This window comes from Nocardia sp. 852002-51101_SCH5132738, assembly GCF_001665695.1.
Lineage (GTDB): Bacteria > Actinomycetota > Actinomycetes > Mycobacteriales > Mycobacteriaceae > Nocardia > Nocardia nova.
Map to the genome: position 1 here is coordinate 124,570 of NZ_LZML01000189.1, position 21,881 is coordinate 146,450.

The window sequence follows — 21,881 nt, forward strand, 5'->3', positions numbered from 1 at the left end:
ACCCGCACTGACCAGCGAGAACGACCTGCGAGTTGAGAGCCGCCACCACCCAGCAGCCGCCGACGAGCCAGTGCAGCCGCTCGACCGGCACCCGACCGAACCAGCCGCGGAAATCACCGTAACGGGATCGGTAATACCAATTCGATCGGACCAGAACAGAATGTCGAAGCTGAATATTCCCATTGATTCATCGCGCCGGAATTCCGACACATCCCATATTTTTCCCACAACCGTGACCGCGCTACGCGTCTTCCACGTCGACCACAAGGCAGTAGAACCGTGCAGGCCGTCGCTCCAGCGCGGCAACCGCACCGCACTCGACACGCTGCTCGGTCTGTGCGGAAAGGGCTTGCGCGTTGCGTATCAGGAGCGGGGAGTACATCTCGGCGCACTCGCGCCTCGGGATGGTTGGGTGCCTTCACCCGGAAGCTCAGCGCAGCATCTTCGCCGTTATCGTTGGGCGAAGGGACATGAGACCTCAACCATGTACCTCCGCCGGCCTCGGGAAACCCGTTGGTCCGGCGGACAGGTTGCGGGACAGTACATCTCGCAACCCAGCCGTGCGGGCGGCTGGAGGCTGCGCGGATCCGCCGATGCCCCCGACGAACACGTCGACAAGGTTCAGTGCATTCGAGCGCGGGCCGTAACACCGTCGCGTACTACGAGCTCATGCGAGCTTCGGCGGCAAAAGCGATCCGCTCGGCCCTGAGATCCACTCGGCCCTGACAGGGAGTATGGAGCCGCCTGGGGGAATCGAACCCCCGACCTTTTCATTACGAGTGAAGCGCTCTACCGACTGAGCTAAGGCGGCGTGCCTTTCGGCGGTGCGAGTCTATCGTCTTCGGCGACCGAACACGAAAACGGCAGGTCATCGGTGCAGTGTGGCCATGATTTCGGCCAGCCTGCGAGCCCCGGCGGCGGGGGTTCGGGCCTTGAGCAGGGGAAGGACCAGCAGGTACCGGGCGGTTCGGTCCAGGGCGGCGAAGCGGTTCGCGGCATCGGCGTCTTCGGCCAGAGCCGCAGACAGCTCGGCCGGCACGGGTGCCGAGCGCTGTGGCGCGTAGGCGGCATCCCAGCGACCGTCGGCGCGGGCGGCCTCGACCGCACGGAGGCCGGGTGGGCGCATCCGGCCCGTGGCGATCAGGGCCTCGGCTCGCACGACGTTCACTTGGGACCAGGTGCTGCCGGGTCGCCGGCGCGAGTAGCGCTGGAGGAACGAGCGGTCGTCGCGCGCGCGCCGGTGACCGTCGATCCAGCCGTAACACATGGCCACCTCGGCCGCATCGTCGATGGTGATCAGGGGCGCGGACGATCCCTTGCGTGCGATCAGCAGCCAGGCGCCGCCGTCGTCGGTGTGGTGACCGTCCAGCCAGTCGGCCCAGGCGGCGGCATCGGGAAAGCGGTTGACAGCAGGGAGTTTTCGCATCACGGTTCGTCCTCTCGACGAACACCATGCTGCCCGTTGAAGTGCTCACCCTTTGAGCACTTTTGTCGCTGACATCGCCGACGGTCGGTTGCGCGGTGGTTCAGGCGGAGCGGGCCGCGATGAGCCCGGCGACCATCGCGGCGATGGCGAAGCGGGGTTTGACGTTCAGGTCGAGGGCCTCGCGGCAGGCGAGGACGGCCTCGATGGAACGCAGCAGTCCCTCGGGCCGCACCTCGTCGGCCAGATCGCGGATCTGATCGGACAGGTCCGGGTGGGTGAGAGTGATCGCCGGGGAGGGATTCGCGGCGGACGTCCCGAAACGCAGAGCCAGCGCGTCGCGGTACAGGCCGGCGACGTCGATCAGCGCCCGGTCGAGGGCATCGCGGCTGGTGCGGGTGGCGCGGGATTTCTGGCGGCGCTCGAGGTCCTTCAGCACCCCGGCGGAACCGCGGGTCGCCGAGGCGGCGCCTTTCCCGGTGCCGCCGGCGCCCAACGCGGTCGCCAGCTCGTCACGCTCGCGCTCGTCCCGTTCCGCGCTGACCTGTTTGGCCTCCTCCTCGGCGGATTTGACCAGCTCGTCACCGGCCGCGTAGGCGGCGGCCGGACGCGCGACCGCCGAGACCAGCGACAATGCCCGGGTACGGCGGGCGCGGGCCTGCTCGTCGGTCGCGAGGCGGCGGGCGCGACCGACATGTCCGCCGCTCACCGAGGCCGCCCACGCCGCCTGTTCCGGGGCCAGCCCGTCACGCTCGCGCAGCACCTGGGCGATGGCGTCCACCGACGGCGTCACCAGATGAACATGCCGGCACCGGGATCGCAGAGTGACCGAGATGTCCTCCGGGTCCACCGACGGCGCGCACAGCAGGAACACGGTCCGCTCGGGCGGTTCCTCGACCACCTTCAGCAGCACGTTGCCCGCGGCCTCGGTCAATCGGTCGGCATCCTCGATCACCACCACCTGCCACCGCCCGGTGCTGGGGCGCCGGGCCGCGACCTGCACGATCTCGCGCATTTCCTTGGTGCCGATGCTCAGGCCCTCCGGAATCACCCGCCGGACATCGCCGTGGGTGCCGGCCATGGTGGTGGTGCAGGCATGGCAGTGCCCGCAACCGGGCGTGCCCTCCGCCGTACATTGCAGCGCGGCCGCAAAGCACAGTGCGGCAACGGATCTGCCGGATCCGGGCGGCCCGGTGAACAGCCAGGAGTGCGTCATCGCCGAGGACGCGATTCCGGCGCGCGCCGCCACGGCGGCAGCGGTCAACTCGGACTCGACCGAGTCCTGGCCCACGAGCCGATCGAAGACACCTGCCACGCGCTACACCCTAATCGGCCGCACCGACAAACCGACCGGCACCGAGACGCTCCCGCTACGACTCGGGCCGCGCGCTACGACTCGGCCGGAGACTTCACCGCCGCCTTCTTCGCGGGCGCCTTCTTGGCCGCGGTCTTCTTCGCGGTGGTCTTCTTGGCGGTCGCGGTGGTCTTCTTCGCCGTCGACTTCGCCGCGGTCTTCTTCGCCGGTGCCTTCTTCGCGGTCTTCTTGGCCGCCTTCTTCACCGGTCCCTTGGCGCGGCGATCGGCGAGCAGCTCGGAGGCCCGCTCGTCGGTGATCGACTCCACCTCGTCACCCTTGCGCAGGCTGGCGTTGGTTTCGCCGTCGGTGACATACGGGCCGAACCGCCCGTCCTTGATCACCATCGGCTTGCCGGTGGCGGAGTCGTTGCCCAACTCCCGCAGTGGCGCCGCACTCGCCGCCTGCCGTCCGCGCCGCTTGGGTTCGGCGTAGATCTTCAACGCCTCTTCCAAGGTCACGGTGAAGATCTGGTCCTCGGTGGCGAGCGAGCGAGAGTCCGTGCCCTTCTTCAGATACGGGCCGTAGCGGCCGTTCTGCGCGGTGATCTCGTCACCGGATTCGGGATCCTTGCCGACCACCCGCGGCAGCGACAGCAGCTTCAGCGCATCCTCGAGGGTGATGGTCGACAGATCCATCGACTTGAGCAGCGACCCGGTTCGCGGTTTGGGCGCGGCGGCCTTCTTGGCGCCCTTCTTGGCGTCGAGATCGGCCTCCGGCTCGGCCAGGATCTCGGTGACATACGGCCCGAAGCGACCTTCCTTGGCCACGATCCGATGTCCGGTTTCGGGATCCACACCGAGCGAGCGCCCCTCCTGCGGGGTCGCGAACAGCTTTTCCGCGACCTCGGGCGTCAATTCGTCCGGCGGCAGATCGTCGGGCAGATTGGCGCGCTGGGAGATCGGATCGCCATCCGGATCGTCCGGGTTCTGCACCATGCGCTCCAGATACGGACCGAAGCGCCCGACCCGGACCACGATGTCGCGGTCCTGGTCGTCGGTGAACATCTTGATCGAGTTGACCTCGCGGGCATCGATATCGTCGAGCCGCTCCCCGACCATCCGCTTCAGTCCGCCGGAACGCGCCACCGAACCCTCGGCGCCGTGGTCACCACCGAAATAGAAGCTGGTCAACCAATTTCCGCGCTGCTCGCGACCGCCGGCGATGGCGTCGAGATCGTCTTCCATGGCCGCGGTGAAATCGAAATCGACCAGGCGGCCGAAGTACTCCTCCAGCAGGCCCACCACCGCGAACGCCACCCAGGACGGCACCAGCGCACTACCGCGCTTGTAGACGTAGCCGCGGTCCAGAATGGTCTTGATGATCGAGGCGTAGGTCGACGGGCGTCCGATGCCCAGTTCCTCGAGCGCCTTGATCAGCGAGGCCTCGTTGTAGCGCGGAGGCGGATTGGTCGTGTGCCCATCGGGCGTCAGCTCGGTGGCGTTGACGCCTTGGCCCTCCGTCAGCGCGGGCAGCCGCGATTCCGCGTCGTCGGACTGACCGCCCGCATCCTCGTCGACACTTTCCACATAGGCCTTGAGGAAGCCCGCGAACGTGATGGTGCGCCCGGATGCGGAGAACACGCATTCCTCGCCCGTACCGGCGCGGCCGGTGATCCGGACCGTCAGCGTGGTGCCGCGCGCGTCGGCCATCTGCGAGGCGACCGTGCGCTGCCAGATCAGTTCGTAGAGCCGGAATTCGTCCTGGTCCAGCCGGGCGTGCAGCTGGCCCGGCGTGGCGAAGGTGTCACCGGCGGGCCGGATCGCCTCGTGCGCCTCCTGCGCGTTCTTGACCTTGCGGGTGTACTGCCGCGGCGTCGGATGCACGAACTCGGGCCCGTACAACTGGGTCGCCTGCGCCCGCGCCGCGCTGATCGCCGACTCCGACAGCGTCGTGGAGTCGGTACGCATATAGGTGATGTAGCCGTTCTCGTACAGCCGCTGCGCCACCCGCATCGTGCGCTCGGACCCGAAGCGGAGCTTGCGGGCGGCCTCCTGCTGCAGCGTCGAGGTCATGAAGGGCGCATAGGGCCGCCGCGTGTACGGCTTGGATTCGACCGAGGTGACCTGGAAATCCGCCTTGTCCAGTGCCGCGGCCAGCCGCCGTGCCGCGGCCTCGTCGAGCACGGTGACACCGTTGCGGGCCTTGAGCTGACCATCGGATCCGAAATCCCGGCCGCCCGCGACGCGTGCACCGTCGACCGTGACCAGCCGCGCGCCGAAGATGCGCGGGTTGGCCTCGTCGCTCGGGCCGCCGCCGGCGTCGAATTTCGCCGCGATATCCCAGTACTCCGCGGAACGGAACGCGATGCGCTCGCGCTCGCGCTGCACGACGATGCGGGTCGCGACCGACTGCACACGGCCCGCCGACAGTCGCGGCATGACCTTCTTCCACAGCACGGGGCTGACCTCGTAGCCGTAGAGGCGGTCGAGGATGCGCCGGGTTTCCTGGGCGTCGACCAGGTCGTTGTCGAGTTCGCGAGTATCGGCCGCGGCCGCGCGAATGGCCGGCTCGGTGATTTCGTGGAACACCATTCGCCGGACCGGAATCTTCGGCTTCAGCGTCTCGAGCAGGTGCCAGGCGATGGCCTCGCCCTCGCGGTCGGGGTCGGTGGCCAGATACAGTTCGTCGGCATCACGCAGCAGTGTCTTCAGTTCCGAGACCTTGGCCTTCTTGTCCGGACTGACGACATAGATCGGCTCGAAATCGTGGTCGACATCGACACCCAGCCGAGCCCAGGACTGGCCTTTGTATTTGGCCGGCACGTCCGCGGCACCGCGCGGCAGATCTCGGATATGGCCGACGGATGCCTCGACCGTATAACCGCGGCCCAGATAGGGCGCGATCTTGCGTGCCTTGGTCGGCGACTCGACGATGACGAGACGACGCAGGGGACGCCCCCGGCCGGATGCGGCCGCGTCGGGCCCGGCGGAAGCCGCATCGGGAGTCGGCGATGCACCGCGGTCTCGTGTTGCCACCGGCGAACACACCTTTCCTGTCGACCCGCGCGGCGCAGGCGCGCGGCGCGCGGCTGGGGCAAGAGGGAGAGACAAATGTCTCCCGCCAGAGACGTTTATACCGTGTTTCGCTGTCGTGGAGTCCGCACTGCGGTCCCGCGACCCTGGAGTCTCGGCTGTTCTGCGCGGTACTTCCCCGTCGGTACCGTCCGAACCGAAATGGCTGCGAACTGCAGAAAACCCCCTTGTGGGCAACTCGATCACATCGAAAAGCCCCGGTTTTCGATCGAGTCTACTTCCCCCGCATATGACTCGTCCCTCACCGCGTGCTCGCGGTGAGGGACGAGAGATCGGACCTTGTTGGGTTACTCGCTCAGCTGAGCGCGCGAACTCCGGTGGCCTGCGGACCCTTGGTGCCCTGGCCGACCTCGAATTCGACCTTCTGGTTCTCCTCGAGGGTGCGGAAGCCCGAACCCTGAATCTCGGAGTAGTGGACGAAGACGTCAGCGGAGCCGTCCTCGGGCGCGATGAAGCCGAACCCCTTCTCCGCGTTGAACCACTTCACAGTTCCCTGTGCCATTCTGTTCCTTCTCTTTCCATACCGGAACGGCGGACAAGTTAGGTTGGTCCACCGGGTCCGTTCCGACCGCTGTACTCTGTTCCCCCTGCAGGAAGCTTCAAGCACACCGTTCGCAACATCGATCCTGCTGATGGTTTGGACCTTTGATCCGTTCCCTCGAACACAGAAGCTTGCGACCGAGAACTAGTGAACCATGTCCGCGCGCAATTCGACAGCCGAGTTACCGACAATTTGCAAAAAAGATGATCTTGCGAATGTGCAGGTGAGGGGCACAATGCCCAAATCCAAACTTGAAGTAGGTTTGCTTAGCGATAACCGAGCGAGCGTCAGGCAAACAGACTGTGACGCAGGTCGCTACTCGGTAGTGAATTGGCAGCTCGGGCGAGGGCGGCACACACGGTTCACACTTTCTTCGCGTCGCACGGTCTCGGTCCGATGAATCCGAAAGGCCCGCGATCGGCCCCCACGCCCGCAGAAGCGATCGGCTACGGGACATCGTTGCTGAATCGTGTCCTTTTCGGAGTGCCCGATGCGGAGAGTCGTATCACCCATGTGACCGAACTCCCGGCCCGGCCGGCGCGCATCACCGACTGGCCTTCCTGGGCTGCTCCGGAGGTGGTCGACGCCCTGCGGGAATCCGGTGTAGAGGCACCGTGGACGCATCAGATTCGAACCGCGGAGCTGGCCGCTTCGGGAACACACGTCGTGGTCTGCACCGGGACCGCGTCGGGCAAATCCCTGGGATATCAACTTCCGGTATTGACCGACCTGCGGCGGGATCCGCGAGCGACCGCTCTGTATATATCGCCGACCAAAGCGCTCGGAGCCGATCAATTCCGCGCGGCCGCGCAGTTGACCCATGCCGGCGGCCTGCGCGATATCCATCCGGCCACCTACGACGGCGATACTCCGCCCGAGGTCAGGCAGTGGGGGCGGGCGAATGCGCGGTGGTTGTTCACCAATCCCGACATGCTGCACATCGGCATACTGCGAGCGCATCAGCGCTGGGCGCGGATGCTGCGGCGGCTGCGCTACGTGGTGGTCGACGAATGCCACGCGTATCGCGGTGTATTCGGGTCCCAGGTCGCGATGGTGTTGCGCCGGTTGCGGCGGCTGGCCGCGCATTACGGCGCGAATCCGACCTTCGTCCTGTGCTCGGCCACCAGCGCCGATCCGGCCGCGGCGGCCGCACGGCTGATCGGTGCGCCGGTGACCGCGGTGACCGAGGACGGCTCCCCGCAGGGTGCGCGAACGGTCGCCCTGTGGGAACCACCGCTGCTCGGCGACCTCAGTGGCGAGAACGGCGCCCCGGTCCGACGGGCGGCGACCACCGAGGCCGCCCGGATCATGACCGACCTGGTCGTCGAGGGTGCCCGGACATTGACCTTCGTTCGCTCCCGCCGGGCCGCCGAGGTCGTCGCCATCGACGTGCAGCGCATGCTGGCCGAGGTGGATCCGGCGCTGGCCGGGCGAGTGGCGGCCTATCGGGCCGGATACCTGGCCGAGGACCGGCGGGAACTGGAGAACGGCCTGGCGGACGGGTCGCTGCTGGGCGCGGCCACCACGACCGCACTCGAACTCGGCGTCGACATCGCCGGGCTGGACGCCGTGGTGATGGCCGGTTTCCCGGGAACCGTCGCCTCGTTCTGGCAGCAGGCGGGCCGCGCAGGACGTCGCACCCAGGGCTCGCTGGTACTGCTGGTGGCCCGCGACGATCCGCTCGACACCTACCTCGTCCACCACCCGCACGCCCTGCTGGACAAGCCGGTCGAGGCGACCATCACCGATCCGCACAACCCCTACGTCGCCGGCCCGCATCTGCTCTGCGCGGCCTGCGAACACCCCCTGACCGACGCCGAGATCGACGACCTCGGCGTCCCGGACGTGGCCGCCGATCTTGCCGCGCGGGGCCTGATCAAGCGCCGGGAGAACGGCGGGGGTCAGGCTCGCTGGTATCCGACGTCGAGCGCCTACCCACACGACGACGTGGATGTGCGCGGCGGCATCGGCTCCCAGATCGCCATCGTGGACGCGACCAGCGGCCGTCTACTGGGCAGCGCGGATTCCGGCCGGGCTCCCGCGACGCTGCACGCCGGGGCGGTCCACCTGCATCAGGGCGAGACCTACGTGGTCGACGAACTGGATCTCGAGGCCGGCGTCGCCTTCGTCCACGCCGAGCAGCCCGGATGGACCACCAGCGCCCGCATGGTCACCTCGGTGGCGATCGACGAGCGCACGCACGAGCGGGTGTACGGGCACGTCACCGCCGCCCTGGCCAGGGTCCGGGTGACCCGCCAGGTGGTCGGGTATCTGCGCACGCTTCCCAGTGGAGAGGTTCTCGACCTCGTCGAACTCGATATGCCGGAGCAGACACTGCCGACCCAGGCCGTGCTCTACACCGTCACACCGCGCCTGCTGGCCGCGGCGGGGATCGAGCCGCGCCGCGTACCCGGTGCCCTGCACGCCGCCGAACATGCGGCGATCGGGATGTTGCCCCTGGTCGCGAGCTGCGACCGCTGGGATGTGGGCGGCGTTTCCATCGCCGAGCACCCCGATACCGGGCTACCCACCGTCTTCGTCTACGACGGCCATCGGGGCGGGGCCGGCTTCGCCGAGCGCGGGTTCACCCGCTTGCGGACCTGGTTGGCGGCGACGCGGGCGGCCATCACCTCCTGTTCGTGCCCGCAAGGCTGCCCCTCGTGCGTCCAATCCCCCAAATGCGGCAACGGGAATTCCCCGCTGGACAAGGAGGGTGCGGCCGCGCTGCTGACGGCCGTCCTCGCCGATCTGCCCGACGATGCGCCGAGCTGACCCGCATGGACAACATTTCGGGCCATGACCTGCCCGAATCCGTTTCGTGACGATGCGGACACCGTCGGTAGACGTCGTCGCTTCCCGGTCCCACGGACTGCCTGGCGCCATCGAGGCCTACGGCGCGACCGGGAATAAAAAGGAAGTCGATCATGTTAACCGGCACATTGCCCTAGCGAATAACGGCCATGTGGGCATTCACATGTGTGCATTTATCGGAATCCCGCAGCGTCGAATGCTTGCACAATTGCGCCGCCGGAATTGAATGCCGACCGAATGGGAAATCCACCGCACTTACGGCACTGTGGTGTGGCTCCGGTCACCCATTCTTTCTCACACCAACCGTCCGGTATTCATGATCGTTTTCCCGCACTCACCGGACCGGCCCGCGCGACCGCCACAACTGATCGCTTGCCCAAAAGAGCGAGCGTCACCGAACCATCGACCGTTACCGTCACATCCCAATCCCGGACCGAACACGTCCGTACCCGCATCCGCATTTGCCGCACCACCGAATCCGCTCGATCGCAGGCCGCCTCAGCGCCGGAATCCAGTGCGCCCGCTGCGGCCAATGCCGCCGAATCGGCCGCGCTCTGCGCTCGATGGCGTGCGCAGACCACTGCCGCGAACTGCACGATCACCACCGTCACCAGTAGCAGCGCGGTGAGTGCCAGACATGCCGTGACGGTGGCACCGCCGTCGCATCCGCGACCGCGGCACGCGGCGGGCACTGTGGCCGGTGTCATTGCGGCTCGCCCGGTTCGCGTACCGCTACCGCTTCGGCCCGTAACCGCAGCATCGGGAGCAGCGGCGCCCGCGCCCGAACCGTGGCCACGATCCGGTCGCCCTCCGCGCGCAACTCGATATCGGCGCCGGGCGGCGCCACCCGCTGCGCTGCCGGCAGAGCTTCCGCCTCCGCACCTCGCGCGGCGAGACGTGCCGCTTCGCGAGCGGCGTCGATACAGCGGATCTGCATCGACGCCGCCAGCAACGCCCCCAGACAGAGCACGACGACCACTATCACGGCCGCCAGCGCAATCGCCGCCTCGACCGTGACCGCACCCCGTTCGCCCGGACGAGCGAACCTCATACGGTGGTGTTCAGCGCCCTGTCGATGATCTTGGTCAGCGCGTTCACGATGGAATCGCCGGTGACCACGGTGTAGAGCACCGCTCCGAACGCCGCTGCGGCGATCGTGCCGATGGCGTATTCGGCGGTACTCATCCCGTCGTCGGTCACCAGTACCTGGATCAGCCGCGAACGTAGTTCTCGCACAACCGATTGCGTTGCCGCCAGCATCGGTCTCCCCTTTCTCTACGGTCGGCGCGGCGGATCCGCACCGAATCTCTGGTGTGGTCACCACAACCCACCGCCCAGTACTCGACCGGCCAGTCCGGCGACCACCGGGACGATGCCGAGGCAGACGAAGGCCGGCAGGAAGCACAGCCCGAGCGGGCCGCTGATGAGCACGCCCGCGCGTTCCGCCCGCGCGGCGGCCGCATCCTCGACCGCCGCGCGGCACTTGTCCGCGAGTTCGGAGACCGCCCCGGTCAGGGCCGCACCGGAGCGGGCCGAACGGCGCACCAGCCGGGCGAGCGCGTACATCTCCGCGACGGGTGCTTCCCTGGCCGCGCGCTCCCAGGCGGAAACCGGGTCCGCGCCGAGCGCCAGCAGTTCCGCCGCCCGCCGCAGCGCCGACGCGAAGGGTTCCGGGGCGGTCGAGGAAACCGCGCGGGCCGCCGTGGCGGTCGGCAGTCCCGCCCGCAGACACGCGGCGAGCAGATCCAGGGCCGAGGCCACCGCCAAGGGGTCGCCGGTGGCCGGGCGCGGAACGTTCCGCGGCACCGGAGCGACGCCGTGGGACGCACGGAGGCGGGCAACCGATGTGACTCGGCCCGGAAGGGCGAGCAGCGCGGCACCGGAACAGAGCAGTGCCATCGACAGACCGTTCATACCGATACCCGTCGCGTGATGGCATCCGCCCACAGCAATCCCACACCGATGAGCCCGGCGCCGAGCGGAAAGACGATGGTTCCGACCCCTCGGCTCATCAGCACCTGCAGGGGGTGGGCGCCCATCAGCTGTCCGAGCGCGATGCCGAGGAGCGGGAGTCCGGCCAGCACCGCGGCGCTGGCCCGCGCACCCGCCAGGGCGGCGGTCGTGCGCTCGCTGAACCGCATTCGCCCGGCGAGGTCGTCGCGGGCCGCACTCAACAGTTCGGCCAATGCCAGGCCGTGCCGCTCGGCCACCTCCCACGCAGCCGCGACGCGATCCAGTTCGGTCGTGACGGCGCAGGGACGTCCGCGCAATCCGTCCGCGGCCGAACCGCCGAGCCTGGCCCGCGCGGCGCTCACCGCGAAGGCCGCTCCGGCCGCTCCACCGATCTCCGCGGCCGCGACGGCGGCGGCAGCGCTGGGATGCGCGCCGGTGCGCAGTTCACCGATCACCACTTCCAGCCCTTCCAGCAGTTTCCGGCATTCGTCGTCGTGGCGGCGTTCCTCGCGGCGGTTCTTCGAACGCACGGTCAGCGTGGTGACGAGCACCGCGGTCGCACCCGCGGACCCGGGACCGAAGACGACCGCCGCCCCCACCGCCGAAGCAGCCACGCCGCGAATAATCCAGCGGCTCGGGTTGTTTCGCGTTTCCTCCGGTCGTCCGCACAGCACACGCAGTCGGTGCCGCCGGGGCGTGGTCGGCAGGAGCAGCAGCGCTGCGGCGCCGCACAGCAAGCTCAGGGTCATTGCCGCAACCGCTCGTTCAGCAACCGCTGGAGTGCGGTGTTCGCCGGTGCCGCAACGGGATCCACGGACCAGGCCGTCTCGATGCGCACACCCGCCTCCCCTTCGCGGGTCACCAGCCCGATTTCCTGCAGGACTCGCCCACCGTCGGGGCGGCGCCGCATCGCGAGCACGACCTGGATGGCCGCGGCGAGCTGACTGTGCAGCCCTGCCCGCCCCATTCCGCCCAGTGCCGCAAGGGCTTCCAGACGAGCGGGCACCTCCCGTGGCGAGTTCGCATGCACCGTCCCGGCGCCTCCGTCGTGTCCGGTGTTCAGTGCGGTGAGCAGGTCCACCACCTCGGCCCCGCGCACCTCTCCGATGACGATCCGATCCGGCCGCATCCGCAGCGCCTGACGGACCAGGTCCCGGACCGTGATGGCACCCGCGCCCTCCACATTGGCGATACGCGCGACCAGCCGGACGACATGCGGATGCGGCGGCGACAGTTCGGCGGCATCCTCGACGCACACGATGCGTTCGGCGGGGTCGACGTGCGCCAGCAGAGCCGACAGCAACGTGGTCTTTCCAGCGCCGGTGCCGCCGACCACGAGGAAGGCGAGCCGTGCGCGGATGATCCTCTCCAGCAGCAGTTCCGACTCCGGTGTGAGCGTTCCCGAGGTGGTCAGTCCGCGCAGGCTGTGGCCGACCGGGCGCAGTACCCGCAGCGAGATACACGTTCCGCCCTGTGCGATGGGCGCGAGGACCGCGTGCAGCCGCACGCCGAAGCTCTCGCCGGGCGCTCGCTCGTATTCCGGCAGCCGCCCGTCCACCCACGGTTGCGCATCGTCGAGCCGGCGGCCGGCGGCGAGCGCTAGGCGCTGAGCCAGGCGCCGCACGGCCGCTTCGTCAGGGAAGCGGATCGAGGTGCGCTCCAGACCGCTACCGCGATCGATCCACACCGCATCGGGCGCGGTCACCAGCACATCCGAGACCAGGGCGTCGTGCAGCAACGGTTCCAGCGCGCCCGCCCCGGTCATCTCCGTCTGCAGCAGGCGCAATGCGCGCAGCAGGTCCGTATCGCCGAGGACTCGGCCGGCTTCGGCGCGGATGGCGGCGGCCAGGCGGGCCGGATCGTGTTCACCCGGCTGGGCGGCCAGTCGCTCCCGAACCCGGTCCAGGAGTTCGGCACTCACCACCCCGCTCATCGAGCCCCCTCCGGCAATGCGGACAGCACCGACTCCGCTCCCGCCGCGAGCGGCCCGCGGCCGAGCGTCAGTCCACCGCGTTCCAGTTCGGCCGCGAGTCCGGGTTGGGCGCGCATGGCGGCCAGCAGGGGCAGCCCCAATGCCTCCGCGATATCGCGACCGCGCAGCCCGCCCGGTGCGGGGCCTCGAACGACCAAGGCCTGGTTGGGGTTTCGACGACGGATATCCGCCACGACCGCCCCCGCGGCGGCCACCGCACGCAACCGGGCCGGCACCACGAAGACGACGAGATCGGCGGCATCGAGGAGGTGATCGGTATGCGGGCCCCGACTGCCGGAGATATCGCACACCACCAGATCGCCGGCGCCGCGGCCAGCCTCGACGACGGCGCGGGCCGCGCCGATGCCGATATCGTCCGGTCCGGAGCCGGCCGGTCTGCTGCAGGCCAGTACGCCGAGTCCCGGTGCGGCGGCGGGTAAAGCGTCGTGCAGGGCTTGCGCGGCCACCCGGCCGTCCTCGACGGAAAGTTCGGGCCAGCGCAGACCGGGCACCGACTCGATACCCAGCAGCAGATCGATGCCACCGCCGAGCGGGTCGCCGTCGATGAGCAGAATGTGCGGCCGGAATCGCCGGGCCGCGGCGGCCAGGGCCAGCGTCGCGGCGAAGACCGAGGCCCCGGCACCGCCCCCTGCGCCAACGACGGCCAGGACGAGTCCGTCCCCAGGATCGCGCCAGGCGTAGGCGGCGAAGGCCTCGATCAGTGTTTCGGTAGCGCTCGGCAACGCGATGACCTGCTCGGCTCCGACCGCCGCGGCGGCCTGCCAATGGTCGAGATCCGGTTCACCGCTGCCGACCAGCACGACGCCCGAGCGCCGCGGATATCCGGCGGCCGCACAGGTACGCGCCGCCGCGAGATCGATGATCACCAGCGCGGCCGCGGCCCAGGCATGCCTGCCGACAGGCATGGACCGTTCGTCCAGGCCACGGTCGGCGGCGGCCGCTATGCGACGCACCTCGTCGCGTAGCCGGTGGTCACCGACCAGCACCAGTGCCGGAGGAGGAACTGCTGCAACGGAATTCATGTCAGCCAGCCTCACCCGGATCGGCAGGGCGAACCAGGGCCCCAACGCCGAATGTGGACAACTCGCGGGCTGTGGACAAACACTGCACGCCGAGTAACAGCTGGACGGTCCGGAAATAGAGGACGGCCCCAGCCGGGGGGGGAGGAGGCTGGGGCCGTCGGGGTTCAGCCCCGGGGGGTCGGGCTGAACGCGCCTGGACCATGTCCAGGTGCCAGCAATACTACACCCAGAAACCGGCGGCAATGCAAGTCCATCGCGCGACGAAGTTTCGGCCCGGAGCGGGCGGCTCCCGGGGCATCGGACGGGGCGTGCGGCCGGGCTGAACGCCGCATCACCGGGGAAGCTCCCTATTCTGGAGCCGTGACGGCCGAGGGCGACCAAACAGCTACGAACGATCGGGCCGCCGGGGATACCGGGCACCCGCGACACCGCAACGATGCAGCAGCGAATCGCGCGCACCGGACGACGGACGCTTCGTCCGCACCCCGGATCGCCGCGTTCTTCGATCTGGACAAGACGGTCATCGCCAAGTCGAGCGCGTTCGTCTTCAGCCGGCCGTTCTTCGCGCAGGGCCTGATCGATCGGCGCACCGTACTGGAATCCAGTTACGCGCACTTCTTGTTCCTGCTCTCCGGCGCCGACCACGACCAGATGGAGCGGATGCGCGAACATCTGACGAAGATGACCGCCGGCTGGGACGTGTCGCAGGTGCGCTCGATCGTCGCGGAAACACTGCACGAACTGGTCGATCCGCTGATCTATGCGGAGGCGTCGGATCTGATCGCCGACCACAAGATCCGCGGCCACGACGTCGTGATCGTCTCGGCGTCGGGTGAGGAGATCGTCGCCCCGATCGCCGCCGCGCTGGGTGCGACGCATACCGCCGCCACTCGGATGGTGGTCGAAAACGGTAAGTACACAGGCGAAGTCGAGTTCTACTGCTACGGCGAGGGCAAGGTCGAGGCGATCGAGAAGCTGGCCGCGTCCGAGCGCTACGACCTGTCGCGCTGCTACGCCTATTCCGATTCGATCACCGACCTGCCGATGCTGTCGGCGGTCGGACACCCCACCGCGGTCAACCCCGACCGGAACCTGCGACGCGAGGCGGTGGCCCGGGACTGGCCGATCCTGACCTTCTCCAATCCGGTGTCACTATGGTCGCGGATTCCCGCGCCGTCGACCACGACGGTGGCCGCCACGGCGGTGGTCGGAGTGAGCGCGGTACTGGCCGGCGCCCTCAGTTACCGGCTGCTACGCCGGCGCCGCTGAGGGTGGCGCTCCGAGCGCATCGCGGCTGGTCAACGACGCGCAACCCATCGATGTAACCACGATTCGAGGGGCCACACGCCGATTATGAGTAATGTCCTTTCGACCCTTGATGTGAGGGGTCTCACAGAGTAACAATGGACGCACGGAGGGGCGGAAGGCCAAGATCGGAACGGAAGAGAAGGTTCGATCTCCCATCCGCACTTCCCAGCACGGACGCCAGGCACCCACGCGGAGCGCGCCGCGACAAGGGCAGAAGCGTTGTGGGCCTGCGAAATTCGAGTTCACGTCGGCAATGGCCTCGCACAGGTTGCGGGGATGAACCGGCGGGGTTCGGATGATCGCCGAGGCCGCAGAACACAACCCGACAAGCACGCTTGGTAACCGGGTAGTCCGTGCTAGCGGGCGGTGAGGCCGACGACGGCTACGCCGCCCGCTTCGATGTGCGGACCCGTTTCGCACTCACTGTGATCAGCGCTCACGCGCCGCGTTCATGCCGCCGCATCGGCGATCGATCGAGCCTCGCGGGCACCGTCTTCCAGCGCGCCGCAGCAGAACACCACCCAACCGCCCACACCCTCGGCCGTCCCGTCGGCGAAGCCCGCCGCGGCGTCGAGGTAGGCCTGGCGGCGTCGCAACCAGAAGACCTCCGGTACGCCCAGACTGTGCGGATCCAGGCCGCTCGCGACGGCCACCAGCCGGGACGCCGCCCGCGCCACCACGCCGTCGGCCGAACCGAAGGGACGCAACGACATCAGCTCACCGTGCACCACCGCGGCCAGCACGGGGGCCGGCGCGCTCGAGGTCAGTACGGTCTGAGCCAGTAGATCGAGTCGTTCGGCGATGCCCGGCTCCGGGCGCGGCCGGCCGAGTTCGATTTCGTTGTCGACCAGATCGGCCGCGGCGAGCAGATGCAGACGAGCCAGCGCCTGCAGCGGCGCCCGCTGCCACACGCCGACCAGATTCCGCAGTGCGTCACCGTCGAGGGCCTGCCCGACCCGCAACGCTCCCGCCAGAATCGGATCGGCGACCCGGCCGTCGGCGGGCAGTTCGGTGGCCCCGCCGTCGATCGCCGCCGAGGAGCGCGCCGCGCGGACCGCCGCCTCGGCCGCCGTGGTCGGCCAGCCCCGCCGGTTCGCCTTGTGCCGGTGGACTTCGGCGAGCGCATCGCGGGCGCGGTCGGCCGCCTCGCGGACACCGGGCAGGTCGACCAGGGGTTGCAGCACGTCGCTCACGACCCACACGCTAGCCGAGCGCATCCCGCGGCCCAACGGGGTCCGCTTCCCGAGCCCGCCGTTCGGGACCGATACGCGGCGCAGGTCACAGTCCGTTAGGGTCACATCGTGGCCGCGGTCACGCTGCGGCCGACGCGTATCCGATGGACAGGCCCGATGGAGGCGAGATGACCGACACCACCGCTGAGCACCGAGACGTGTACCCGCCTACGGCCGAATTCGCCGCGGCAGCCAATGCCGATGCGTCCATCTACGAGCGGGCAACGGCGGATCGCGAGGGGTTCTGGGCCGAACAAGCGCAGCGACTGCACTGGCATCAGCCGTGGGATCGGGTGCTGGACTGGGACGATGCCCCGTTCGCGCGCTGGTTCACCGGCGGCAAGCTCAACATCGCCTACAACTGCGTGGACCGTCACGTCGACGACGGCTACGGCGACCAGGTCGCCATCCACTGGGAGGGTGAGCCCGGCGATTCCCGCTCGATCACCTACGCCCAGCTGCAGGCCGAGGTGTGCCAGGCCGCCAACTACTTCACCGAACTCGGCCTGACCGCCGGGGATCGGGTCGCGATCTACATGCCGATGGTCCCCGAGGCCATCGTGTCGATGCTGGCCTGCGCCCGGCTGGGCCTGACCCACTCGGTGGTCTTCGCCGGCTTCTCCCCCAGCGCCCTGCGCCAGCGCGTCGACGACGCCGAGGCCCGCCTCGTGATCACCACCGACGGCCAGTGGCGCCGCGGTAAGGCCGCACCGCTGAAGGAAGCCGTCGACGAGGCGCTCTACGCCCACGGCGACGTCCCGCACAGCGTCGAACACGTGCTGGTGGTGCGGCGCACGAATCTCGAGATCGCATGGACCGAGGGCCGCGACCGGTGGTGGCACGAAACCGTCGCCCAGGCATCAACGGACCATGCCTGCAGCGCTTTCGATGCCGAGCACCCGCTCTACATCCTCTACACCTCCGGCACCACCGGAAAGCCCAAGGGCATCCTGCACACCTCGGGCGGCTACCTGACCCAGGTCGCCTACACCCACCACTACGTCTTCGACCACAAACCAGGGCAGGACGTGTACTGGTGCACCGCCGACATCGGCTGGGTCACCGGACACTCCTACATCGTCTACGGCCCGCTGGCCAACCGCGCCACCCAGGTCGTCTACGAGGGCACCCCCAACTTCCCCGACGAGCACCGGCACTGGCAGATCATCGAAAAGTACGGCGTCACAATCTATTACACCGCGCCCACGCTGATCCGTACCTTCATGAAGTGGGGCCGCGACATCCCCGACGCCCACGACCTGTCCTCGATCCGCGTGCTCGGCTCGGTCGGCGAACCGATCAACCCCGAAGCGTGGCGCTGGTACCGCGAAGTCATCGGCGCGGGCACCGCACCCATCGTCGATACCTGGTGGCAGACCGAAACCGGCGCCATCATGATCTCGCCGCTGCCGGGGGTCACCGCCGCCAAACCCGGCGCCGCCATGGCACCACTGCCCGGCATCTCCGCGAAAGTCGTGGACGAGGAAGGCAATTCGGTCGAAATCAATCGAACCGAAGCCGAATCTTCGGACCGCTCCGCAAGCTCCGCGGTCGTCGGATACCTCGTCCTCGATCAGCCGTGGCCGTCGATGCTGCGCGGCATCTGGGGCGACGACGAGCGCTACAAGGCCACCTACTGGGAACGCTTCGCCGCCCAGGGCTGGTACTTCGCCGGCGACGGCGCCAAGATCGACGCCGACGGCGCCCTGTGGGTCCTCGGCCGCGTCGACGACGTCATGAACGTCTCCGGCCACCGCATCTCCACCGCCGAAGTCGAATCCGCCCTCGTCGGACACCACAGCGTCGCCGAAGCCGCGGTCGTCGGCGCCAGCGACGCCACCACCGGACAGGGCATCGTCGCCTTCGTCATCCTCACCGGCGGCTCGAACAACTCCGGACAGCAACTCGTCGACGAGCTCAAGGCCGAAGTCTCCCGCGAGATCAGCCCGATCGCCCGCCCCCGCGAAATCCACATCGTTCCCGAACTGCCCAAGACCCGCTCGGGCAAGATCATGCGCCGCCTGCTGCGCGATGTGGCCGAGGGCCGCGAACTCGGCGACACCTCCACCCTGGTCGACCCCAACGTGTTCGAAGCCATCCGCGCCTCCAACGCCTGATCGACCGGCTTTTCGAGCCCACGTCCGGTACCGCACCGGGCGTGGGCTCCGCCGTTCGCCGCCGCGAAGCCTGAAGGCGGCCGTAAACAGCCACGCCTGTACCGGTAAAATTTTGTCAAGGAGTGCCGGGAAGTCTGGTCGGCGTGTGGTTGGTGAGCCCGTTGCGGGAGTGCCCGCCGCAGTCGCCGTCCGCTCCCGAAAGGATTTCCGTGATCGTCGCGCTGCGCTCCGAGCTCGCTCGTTATCTCCGCACTGAAACCGTCGGCGGCGCATTGCTGCTCGCCGCGGCGGCGGTAGCGCTGCTGTGGGCCAATTCGCCCTGGCGCGACGGCTATTTCGCGATGGTGGACACCACTCTCGCGATCCCACCGTTACATCTGGACCTCACCCTGGGCGACTGGACCAAGGACGGTCTGCTCGCGGTGTTCTTCTTCGTCGCGGGGCTCGAACTCAAGCGCGAATTCGTCGTCGGTGAGCTGGCCGACCGGAAACGGGCCACGCTCCCGGTGGTGGCCGCGATGGGCGGCGTGATCACCCCGGCGGTGATCGCCTTCGTCATCGGCTGGGGTGTCCCGGGCATGGATCGCGGCTGGGCGATTCCGGTCGCGACCGATATCGCCTTCGCGCTCGCGGTACTGGCCATGACCGGCTCGCGAATTCCGGCCGGGGCGAGGGTGTTTCTGCTCAGCCTGGCCGTCGTCGACGATCTGATGGCGATCGTGATGATCGCGGTGCTGTTCACCACCACGGTGGTGCTGATCTGGCTGGTGGGCGCCGCCGCCTGCTTCGTGGGCTGGGCGCTGGCGCAGCGGCTGCGTATCCGCACCCCGCTGGTGTACGTGCCGCTGGCGCTGCTGTCGTGGTATGCCCTGCACGAGGCCGGGATTCATCCCACGCTGGCAGGGGTGATCTGCGGGCTGCTGACCCGGGTACGCCCGGATCCGGAGGAGGACGAGGCGCCGGCCGCCCGCCTCGAGCATCTGTTCCAGCCGATCTCCGCCGGCGTGTGCGTCCCGCTGTTCGCGCTGTTCGCCTCCGGAGTTCCGTTGTCCGCCAGCGTTTTCGGTGAGCTGTTCACCTCGCGGCTGTCGTTGGCGATCATCGCCGGACTGCTGGTCGGCAAGACCGTGGGCATCTTCGGCTCGAGCTGGCTCGCGATCCGGTTCGGAATCGCCGCTCGGCCCGTGGGTCTCGGCAATCGGGATATGTCGGCCCTGTCGGTACTGGGCGCGATCGGTTTCACCGTTAGCCTCTTGGTGGCAGAACTCGCGTTGCCCGACCGGGCCGCGACCGAACTGGCGAAAGCCGCCGTGTTGATGACGTCCTTGACGGCCTCTCTACTCGGTTCGGCGCTACTGTTGCGGCGTGGGCGGGCGCATCAGGCGCGGCGAGACGCGAGTGCGGCCACCGAATACGAGTGAAGGCCGGACAGCACCGGGACATGGAGAAGGGTCGAGCAATTGAGCTTCACAAACGGCGGTAACGACGCGGGCCGAAACCGGACCATCACCTCGATTCCGCTGTCCGAGGTCGATACCACCGCGAATGCCAGCGTCGGGGATCTGGTGCGCGACGCCGCGGAGCAGATGTCGACCCTGGTCCGCGCCGAGGTGGAGCTGGCAAAGGCCGAGGTGACCGGCGAGATCAAGAAGGGCCTGCAGGGCAGCGTCTTCTTCATCGGCGCCCTGACGGTGCTGCTGTTCTCGTCGTTCTTCTTTTTCTTCTTCCTCGCCGAACTGCTGGATGTGTGGCTGTACCGGTGGGCGGCGTTCCTGATCGTCTTCGCGCTGATGATCGTGGTGGTGGCGGTGCTGGCGCTGCTCGGCTACCGGAAGGTCCGCAAACTGCGGGCGCCGGAGAAGACGATCGAATCGCTCAAGGAAACCCGGACGGTGCTGCCGCACGGCTTCGGATCGCACGCCGACGGCCCGGCCGCCAAGCCGACGGCATAGTCCGGCTATTACGCTTTCGGCGTGTCGTCGAATCCGCATCCCGATCCGTCCAGCGTCCGCTTCGACGGCCCGTGGACGCATCGCGACGTGCACGCCAACGGCATCCGATTCCACATCGCCGAGGGCGGCCCCGACGATGCGGTGGGCGATCCCGCGCGGCCGCTGGTCGTCCTCCTGCACGGCTTCGGCGATTTCTGGTGGTCGTGGCGGCATCAGCTGACCGGGCTCACCCAGGCCGGCTACCGCGCGGTCGCGGTCGATCTGCGCGGGTACGGCGATTCCGACAAACCGCCGCGCGGCTACGACGGCTGGACGCTGGCCGGTGATATCGCCGGCCTGGTGCGAGCGCTCGGGCACACCGACGCGACCCTGGTCGGCCATGCCGAGGGCGGACTCGTGTGCTGGGCGACCGCGGTTCTGCACCCCCGGGTGGTGCGCTCGATCGCGCTGATCGCCTCACCGCATCCGGTGGCGCTGAAACGTGCCGTGCTGCGCGATCGTCGCCAGCGCGCGGCCTATCTGCCGAATTTCCTGCGGTATCAGCTGCCGCGGTACGGCGAGCGCCGGCTCACCCGCCAGGACGGATTCGAAATCGAACGTCTCGTGCGCGAGCGGGTGCGGCCGCAGTGGGCGGGCACCTCCGAATTCGTCGACACCGCCCAGCGCATGCGCTCGGCGATCCGCATACCCGGTGCGGCGCACTGCGCCCTGGAATATCAGCGCTGGGCCTTCCGTAGTCAGTGGCGTCCCGACGGCCGCCGCTTCCTGTCGGCGATGCGGGAACCCGTCCGCGTGCCGACGCTGATCCTGCGCGGCGACGCCGACCACTACATGCTCGAATCGACCGTGCGCGGCGCGGGCAAGCTCTCACCGGATCGCCGGGTGGTCACGATCCCGCAGGCCGGGCACTTCGCCCACCAGGAGAATCCGGACGCCGTCACCGCGGAACTGTCGAAACTGCTGGGTGATCCGGCGACCGCGCAGTACGTCTAGCGCACGGCAGGCCCCGTCCACGCAGTACCGCTAGCGCACGGGAGGCCTCGGTCCGCGCAGTACCGCTAGGGCACGGCAGGCCCCTGGACGCGCAGGCCCTCGACACGTCCGCAGCGCCGGCGTCGGCGCCGCGGCTTCGCCCTGAAA

Annotated in this window: 18 protein-coding genes and 1 tRNA gene; 6 read left to right on the forward strand and 13 right to left on the reverse strand. The window is 68.7% G+C overall.

The features are described 5' to 3' along the window. Window positions 1–735 precede the first annotated feature (735 nt). The 5 genes from A5789_RS29940 to A5789_RS29960 all read right to left on the reverse strand — a co-directional run bounded on the left by A5789_RS29940 (window position 736) and on the right by A5789_RS29960 (window position 6,314). Window positions 736–811, reverse strand: a tRNA-Thr gene (locus A5789_RS29940). A gap of 57 nt (window positions 812–868) precedes the next feature. Beyond that, window positions 869–1,426: a YdeI family protein gene (locus tag A5789_RS29945; protein WP_064902443.1), complete on the reverse strand. Its 558-nt coding sequence runs from the start codon at window positions 1,424–1,426 to the stop codon at window positions 869–871. Between the two features lie 100 nt (window positions 1,427–1,526). Further along, on the reverse strand, window positions 1,527–2,738 hold the full coding sequence (locus A5789_RS29950; RefSeq protein WP_064902444.1) for a DNA polymerase III subunit delta': 1,212 nt from the start codon (window positions 2,736–2,738) through the stop codon (window positions 1,527–1,529). A gap of 74 nt (window positions 2,739–2,812) precedes the next feature. Continuing rightward, on the reverse strand, window positions 2,813–5,668 hold the full coding sequence (gene topA / locus A5789_RS29955; protein ID WP_064902449.1) for a type I DNA topoisomerase: 2,856 nt from the start codon (window positions 5,666–5,668) through the stop codon (window positions 2,813–2,815). 439 nt (window positions 5,669–6,107) lie between these two features. Next, window positions 6,108–6,314 carry a cold-shock protein gene (locus A5789_RS29960; RefSeq protein ID WP_011206895.1) on the reverse strand — a complete coding sequence of 69 codons (207 nt, stop codon included), beginning with the start codon at window positions 6,312–6,314 and terminating at the stop codon, window positions 6,108–6,110. A gap of 435 nt (window positions 6,315–6,749) precedes the next feature. Here A5789_RS29960 and A5789_RS29965 point away from each other — a divergent pair, with 435 nt between their 5' ends. Further along, window positions 6,750–9,125: a DEAD/DEAH box helicase gene (locus A5789_RS29965; RefSeq protein ID WP_064902445.1), complete on the forward strand. Its 2,376-nt coding sequence runs from the start codon at window positions 6,750–6,752 to the stop codon at window positions 9,123–9,125. A 353-nt stretch (window positions 9,126–9,478) separates the two neighbouring features. Here the strand turns inward: A5789_RS29965 and A5789_RS29970 are convergent, their stop codons facing one another. Genes A5789_RS29970 through ssd form a run of 7 tightly spaced genes read right to left on the reverse strand, consistent with a single transcriptional unit; the run spans window position 9,479 to window position 14,132 of the window. After that, window positions 9,479–9,871, reverse strand: coding sequence for an Rv3654c family TadE-like protein (locus A5789_RS29970; protein ID WP_063010174.1), 393 nt, complete (start codon window positions 9,869–9,871; stop codon window positions 9,479–9,481). Then, the gene (locus A5789_RS29975) at window positions 9,868–10,215 is read right to left on the reverse strand and encodes a TadE family type IV pilus minor pilin (protein ID WP_063010176.1); all 348 of its coding nucleotides are present in this window, start codon (window positions 10,213–10,215) and stop codon (window positions 9,868–9,870) included. The genes A5789_RS29970 and A5789_RS29975 overlap by 4 nt, the downstream gene beginning before the upstream one ends. Next, window positions 10,212–10,424: a DUF4244 domain-containing protein gene (locus tag A5789_RS29980; RefSeq protein WP_063010178.1), complete on the reverse strand. Its 213-nt coding sequence runs from the start codon at window positions 10,422–10,424 to the stop codon at window positions 10,212–10,214. Before A5789_RS29980 ends, A5789_RS29975 begins: the two co-directional genes overlap by 4 nt. A gap of 57 nt (window positions 10,425–10,481) precedes the next feature. Beyond that, window positions 10,482–11,078: a type II secretion system F family protein gene (locus tag A5789_RS29985; protein ID WP_064902446.1), complete on the reverse strand. Its 597-nt coding sequence runs from the start codon at window positions 11,076–11,078 to the stop codon at window positions 10,482–10,484. Continuing rightward, window positions 11,075–11,866, reverse strand: coding sequence for a type II secretion system F family protein (locus tag A5789_RS29990; protein ID WP_063010182.1), 792 nt, complete (start codon window positions 11,864–11,866; stop codon window positions 11,075–11,077). The genes A5789_RS29985 and A5789_RS29990 overlap by 4 nt, the downstream gene beginning before the upstream one ends. After that, the gene (locus A5789_RS29995) at window positions 11,863–13,050 is read right to left on the reverse strand and encodes a TadA family conjugal transfer-associated ATPase (RefSeq protein WP_064902447.1); all 1,188 of its coding nucleotides are present in this window, start codon (window positions 13,048–13,050) and stop codon (window positions 11,863–11,865) included. Before A5789_RS29995 ends, A5789_RS29990 begins: the two co-directional genes overlap by 4 nt. Beyond that, a complete protein-coding gene (ssd, locus tag A5789_RS30000) occupies window positions 13,047–14,132 on the reverse strand; it encodes a septum site-determining protein Ssd (RefSeq protein ID WP_030518813.1) in 1,086 nt (361 codons plus the stop codon). The genes A5789_RS29995 and ssd overlap by 4 nt, the downstream gene beginning before the upstream one ends. 489 nt (window positions 14,133–14,621) lie before the next feature. Here ssd and A5789_RS30005 point away from each other — a divergent pair, with 489 nt between their 5' ends. Further along, the gene (locus A5789_RS30005; protein ID WP_063010244.1) at window positions 14,622–15,401 is read left to right on the forward strand and encodes an HAD family phosphatase; all 780 of its coding nucleotides are present in this window, start codon (window positions 14,622–14,624) and stop codon (window positions 15,399–15,401) included. Window positions 15,402–15,889: 488 nt separating this feature from the next. Here A5789_RS30005 and A5789_RS30010 read toward each other — a convergent pair whose 3' ends face one another. After that, window positions 15,890–16,633, reverse strand: coding sequence for a hypothetical protein (locus tag A5789_RS30010; protein WP_064906118.1), 744 nt, complete (start codon window positions 16,631–16,633; stop codon window positions 15,890–15,892). A gap of 167 nt (window positions 16,634–16,800) precedes the next feature. Here A5789_RS30010 and acs point away from each other — a divergent pair, with 167 nt between their 5' ends. From acs to A5789_RS30030, 4 genes are all read left to right on the forward strand, one after another. Then, a complete protein-coding gene (gene acs / locus A5789_RS30015) occupies window positions 16,801–18,789 on the forward strand; it encodes an acetate--CoA ligase (protein WP_064906116.1) in 1,989 nt (662 codons plus the stop codon). Window positions 18,790–18,998: 209 nt separating this feature from the next. Continuing rightward, on the forward strand, window positions 18,999–20,210 hold the full coding sequence (nhaA, locus tag A5789_RS30020) for a Na+/H+ antiporter NhaA (protein ID WP_064906114.1): 1,212 nt from the start codon (window positions 18,999–19,001) through the stop codon (window positions 20,208–20,210). 39 nt (window positions 20,211–20,249) lie between these two features. Continuing rightward, entirely contained in the window at window positions 20,250–20,741 is a 492-nt protein-coding gene (locus A5789_RS30025) for a phage holin family protein (protein WP_030518808.1), read from the forward strand. Window positions 20,742–20,762: 21 nt separating this feature from the next. After that, window positions 20,763–21,734, forward strand: a complete 972-nt coding sequence (locus tag A5789_RS30030) for an alpha/beta fold hydrolase (protein WP_063019582.1) — start codon at window positions 20,763–20,765, stop codon at window positions 21,732–21,734. Window positions 21,735–21,881 lie beyond the last annotated feature (147 nt).

Bases quoted from the DNA above. Each gene is read 5' to 3' on its own strand.
- A5789_RS29990 (WP_063010182.1), bottom strand. From the start codon at position 11,866: ATGACCCTGAGCTTGCTGTGCGGCGCCGCAGCGCTGCTGCTCCTGCCG.
- A5789_RS29985 (WP_064902446.1), bottom strand. From the start codon at position 11,078: ATGAACGGTCTGTCGATGGCACTGCTCTGTTCCGGTGCCGCGCTGCTC.
- A5789_RS29980 (WP_063010178.1), bottom strand. From the start codon at position 10,424: ATGCTGGCGGCAACGCAATCGGTTGTGCGAGAACTACGTTCGCGGCTG.
- A5789_RS29975 (WP_063010176.1), bottom strand. From the start codon at position 10,215: ATGAGGTTCGCTCGTCCGGGCGAACGGGGTGCGGTCACGGTCGAGGCG.
- A5789_RS29960 (WP_011206895.1), bottom strand. From the start codon at position 6,314: ATGGCACAGGGAACTGTGAAGTGGTTCAACGCGGAGAAGGGGTTCGGC.
- A5789_RS29965 (WP_064902445.1), top strand. From the start codon at position 6,750: ATGAATCCGAAAGGCCCGCGATCGGCCCCCACGCCCGCAGAAGCGATC.
- ssd (WP_030518813.1), bottom strand. From the start codon at position 14,132: ATGAATTCCGTTGCAGCAGTTCCTCCTCCGGCACTGGTGCTGGTCGGT.
- A5789_RS29970 (WP_063010174.1), bottom strand. From the start codon at position 9,871: ATGACACCGGCCACAGTGCCCGCCGCGTGCCGCGGTCGCGGATGCGAC.
- acs (WP_064906116.1), top strand. From the start codon at position 16,801: ATGACCGACACCACCGCTGAGCACCGAGACGTGTACCCGCCTACGGCC.
- A5789_RS29945 (WP_064902443.1), bottom strand. From the start codon at position 1,426: ATGCGAAAACTCCCTGCTGTCAACCGCTTTCCCGATGCCGCCGCCTGG.
- A5789_RS29995 (WP_064902447.1), bottom strand. From the start codon at position 13,050: ATGAGCGGGGTGGTGAGTGCCGAACTCCTGGACCGGGTTCGGGAGCGA.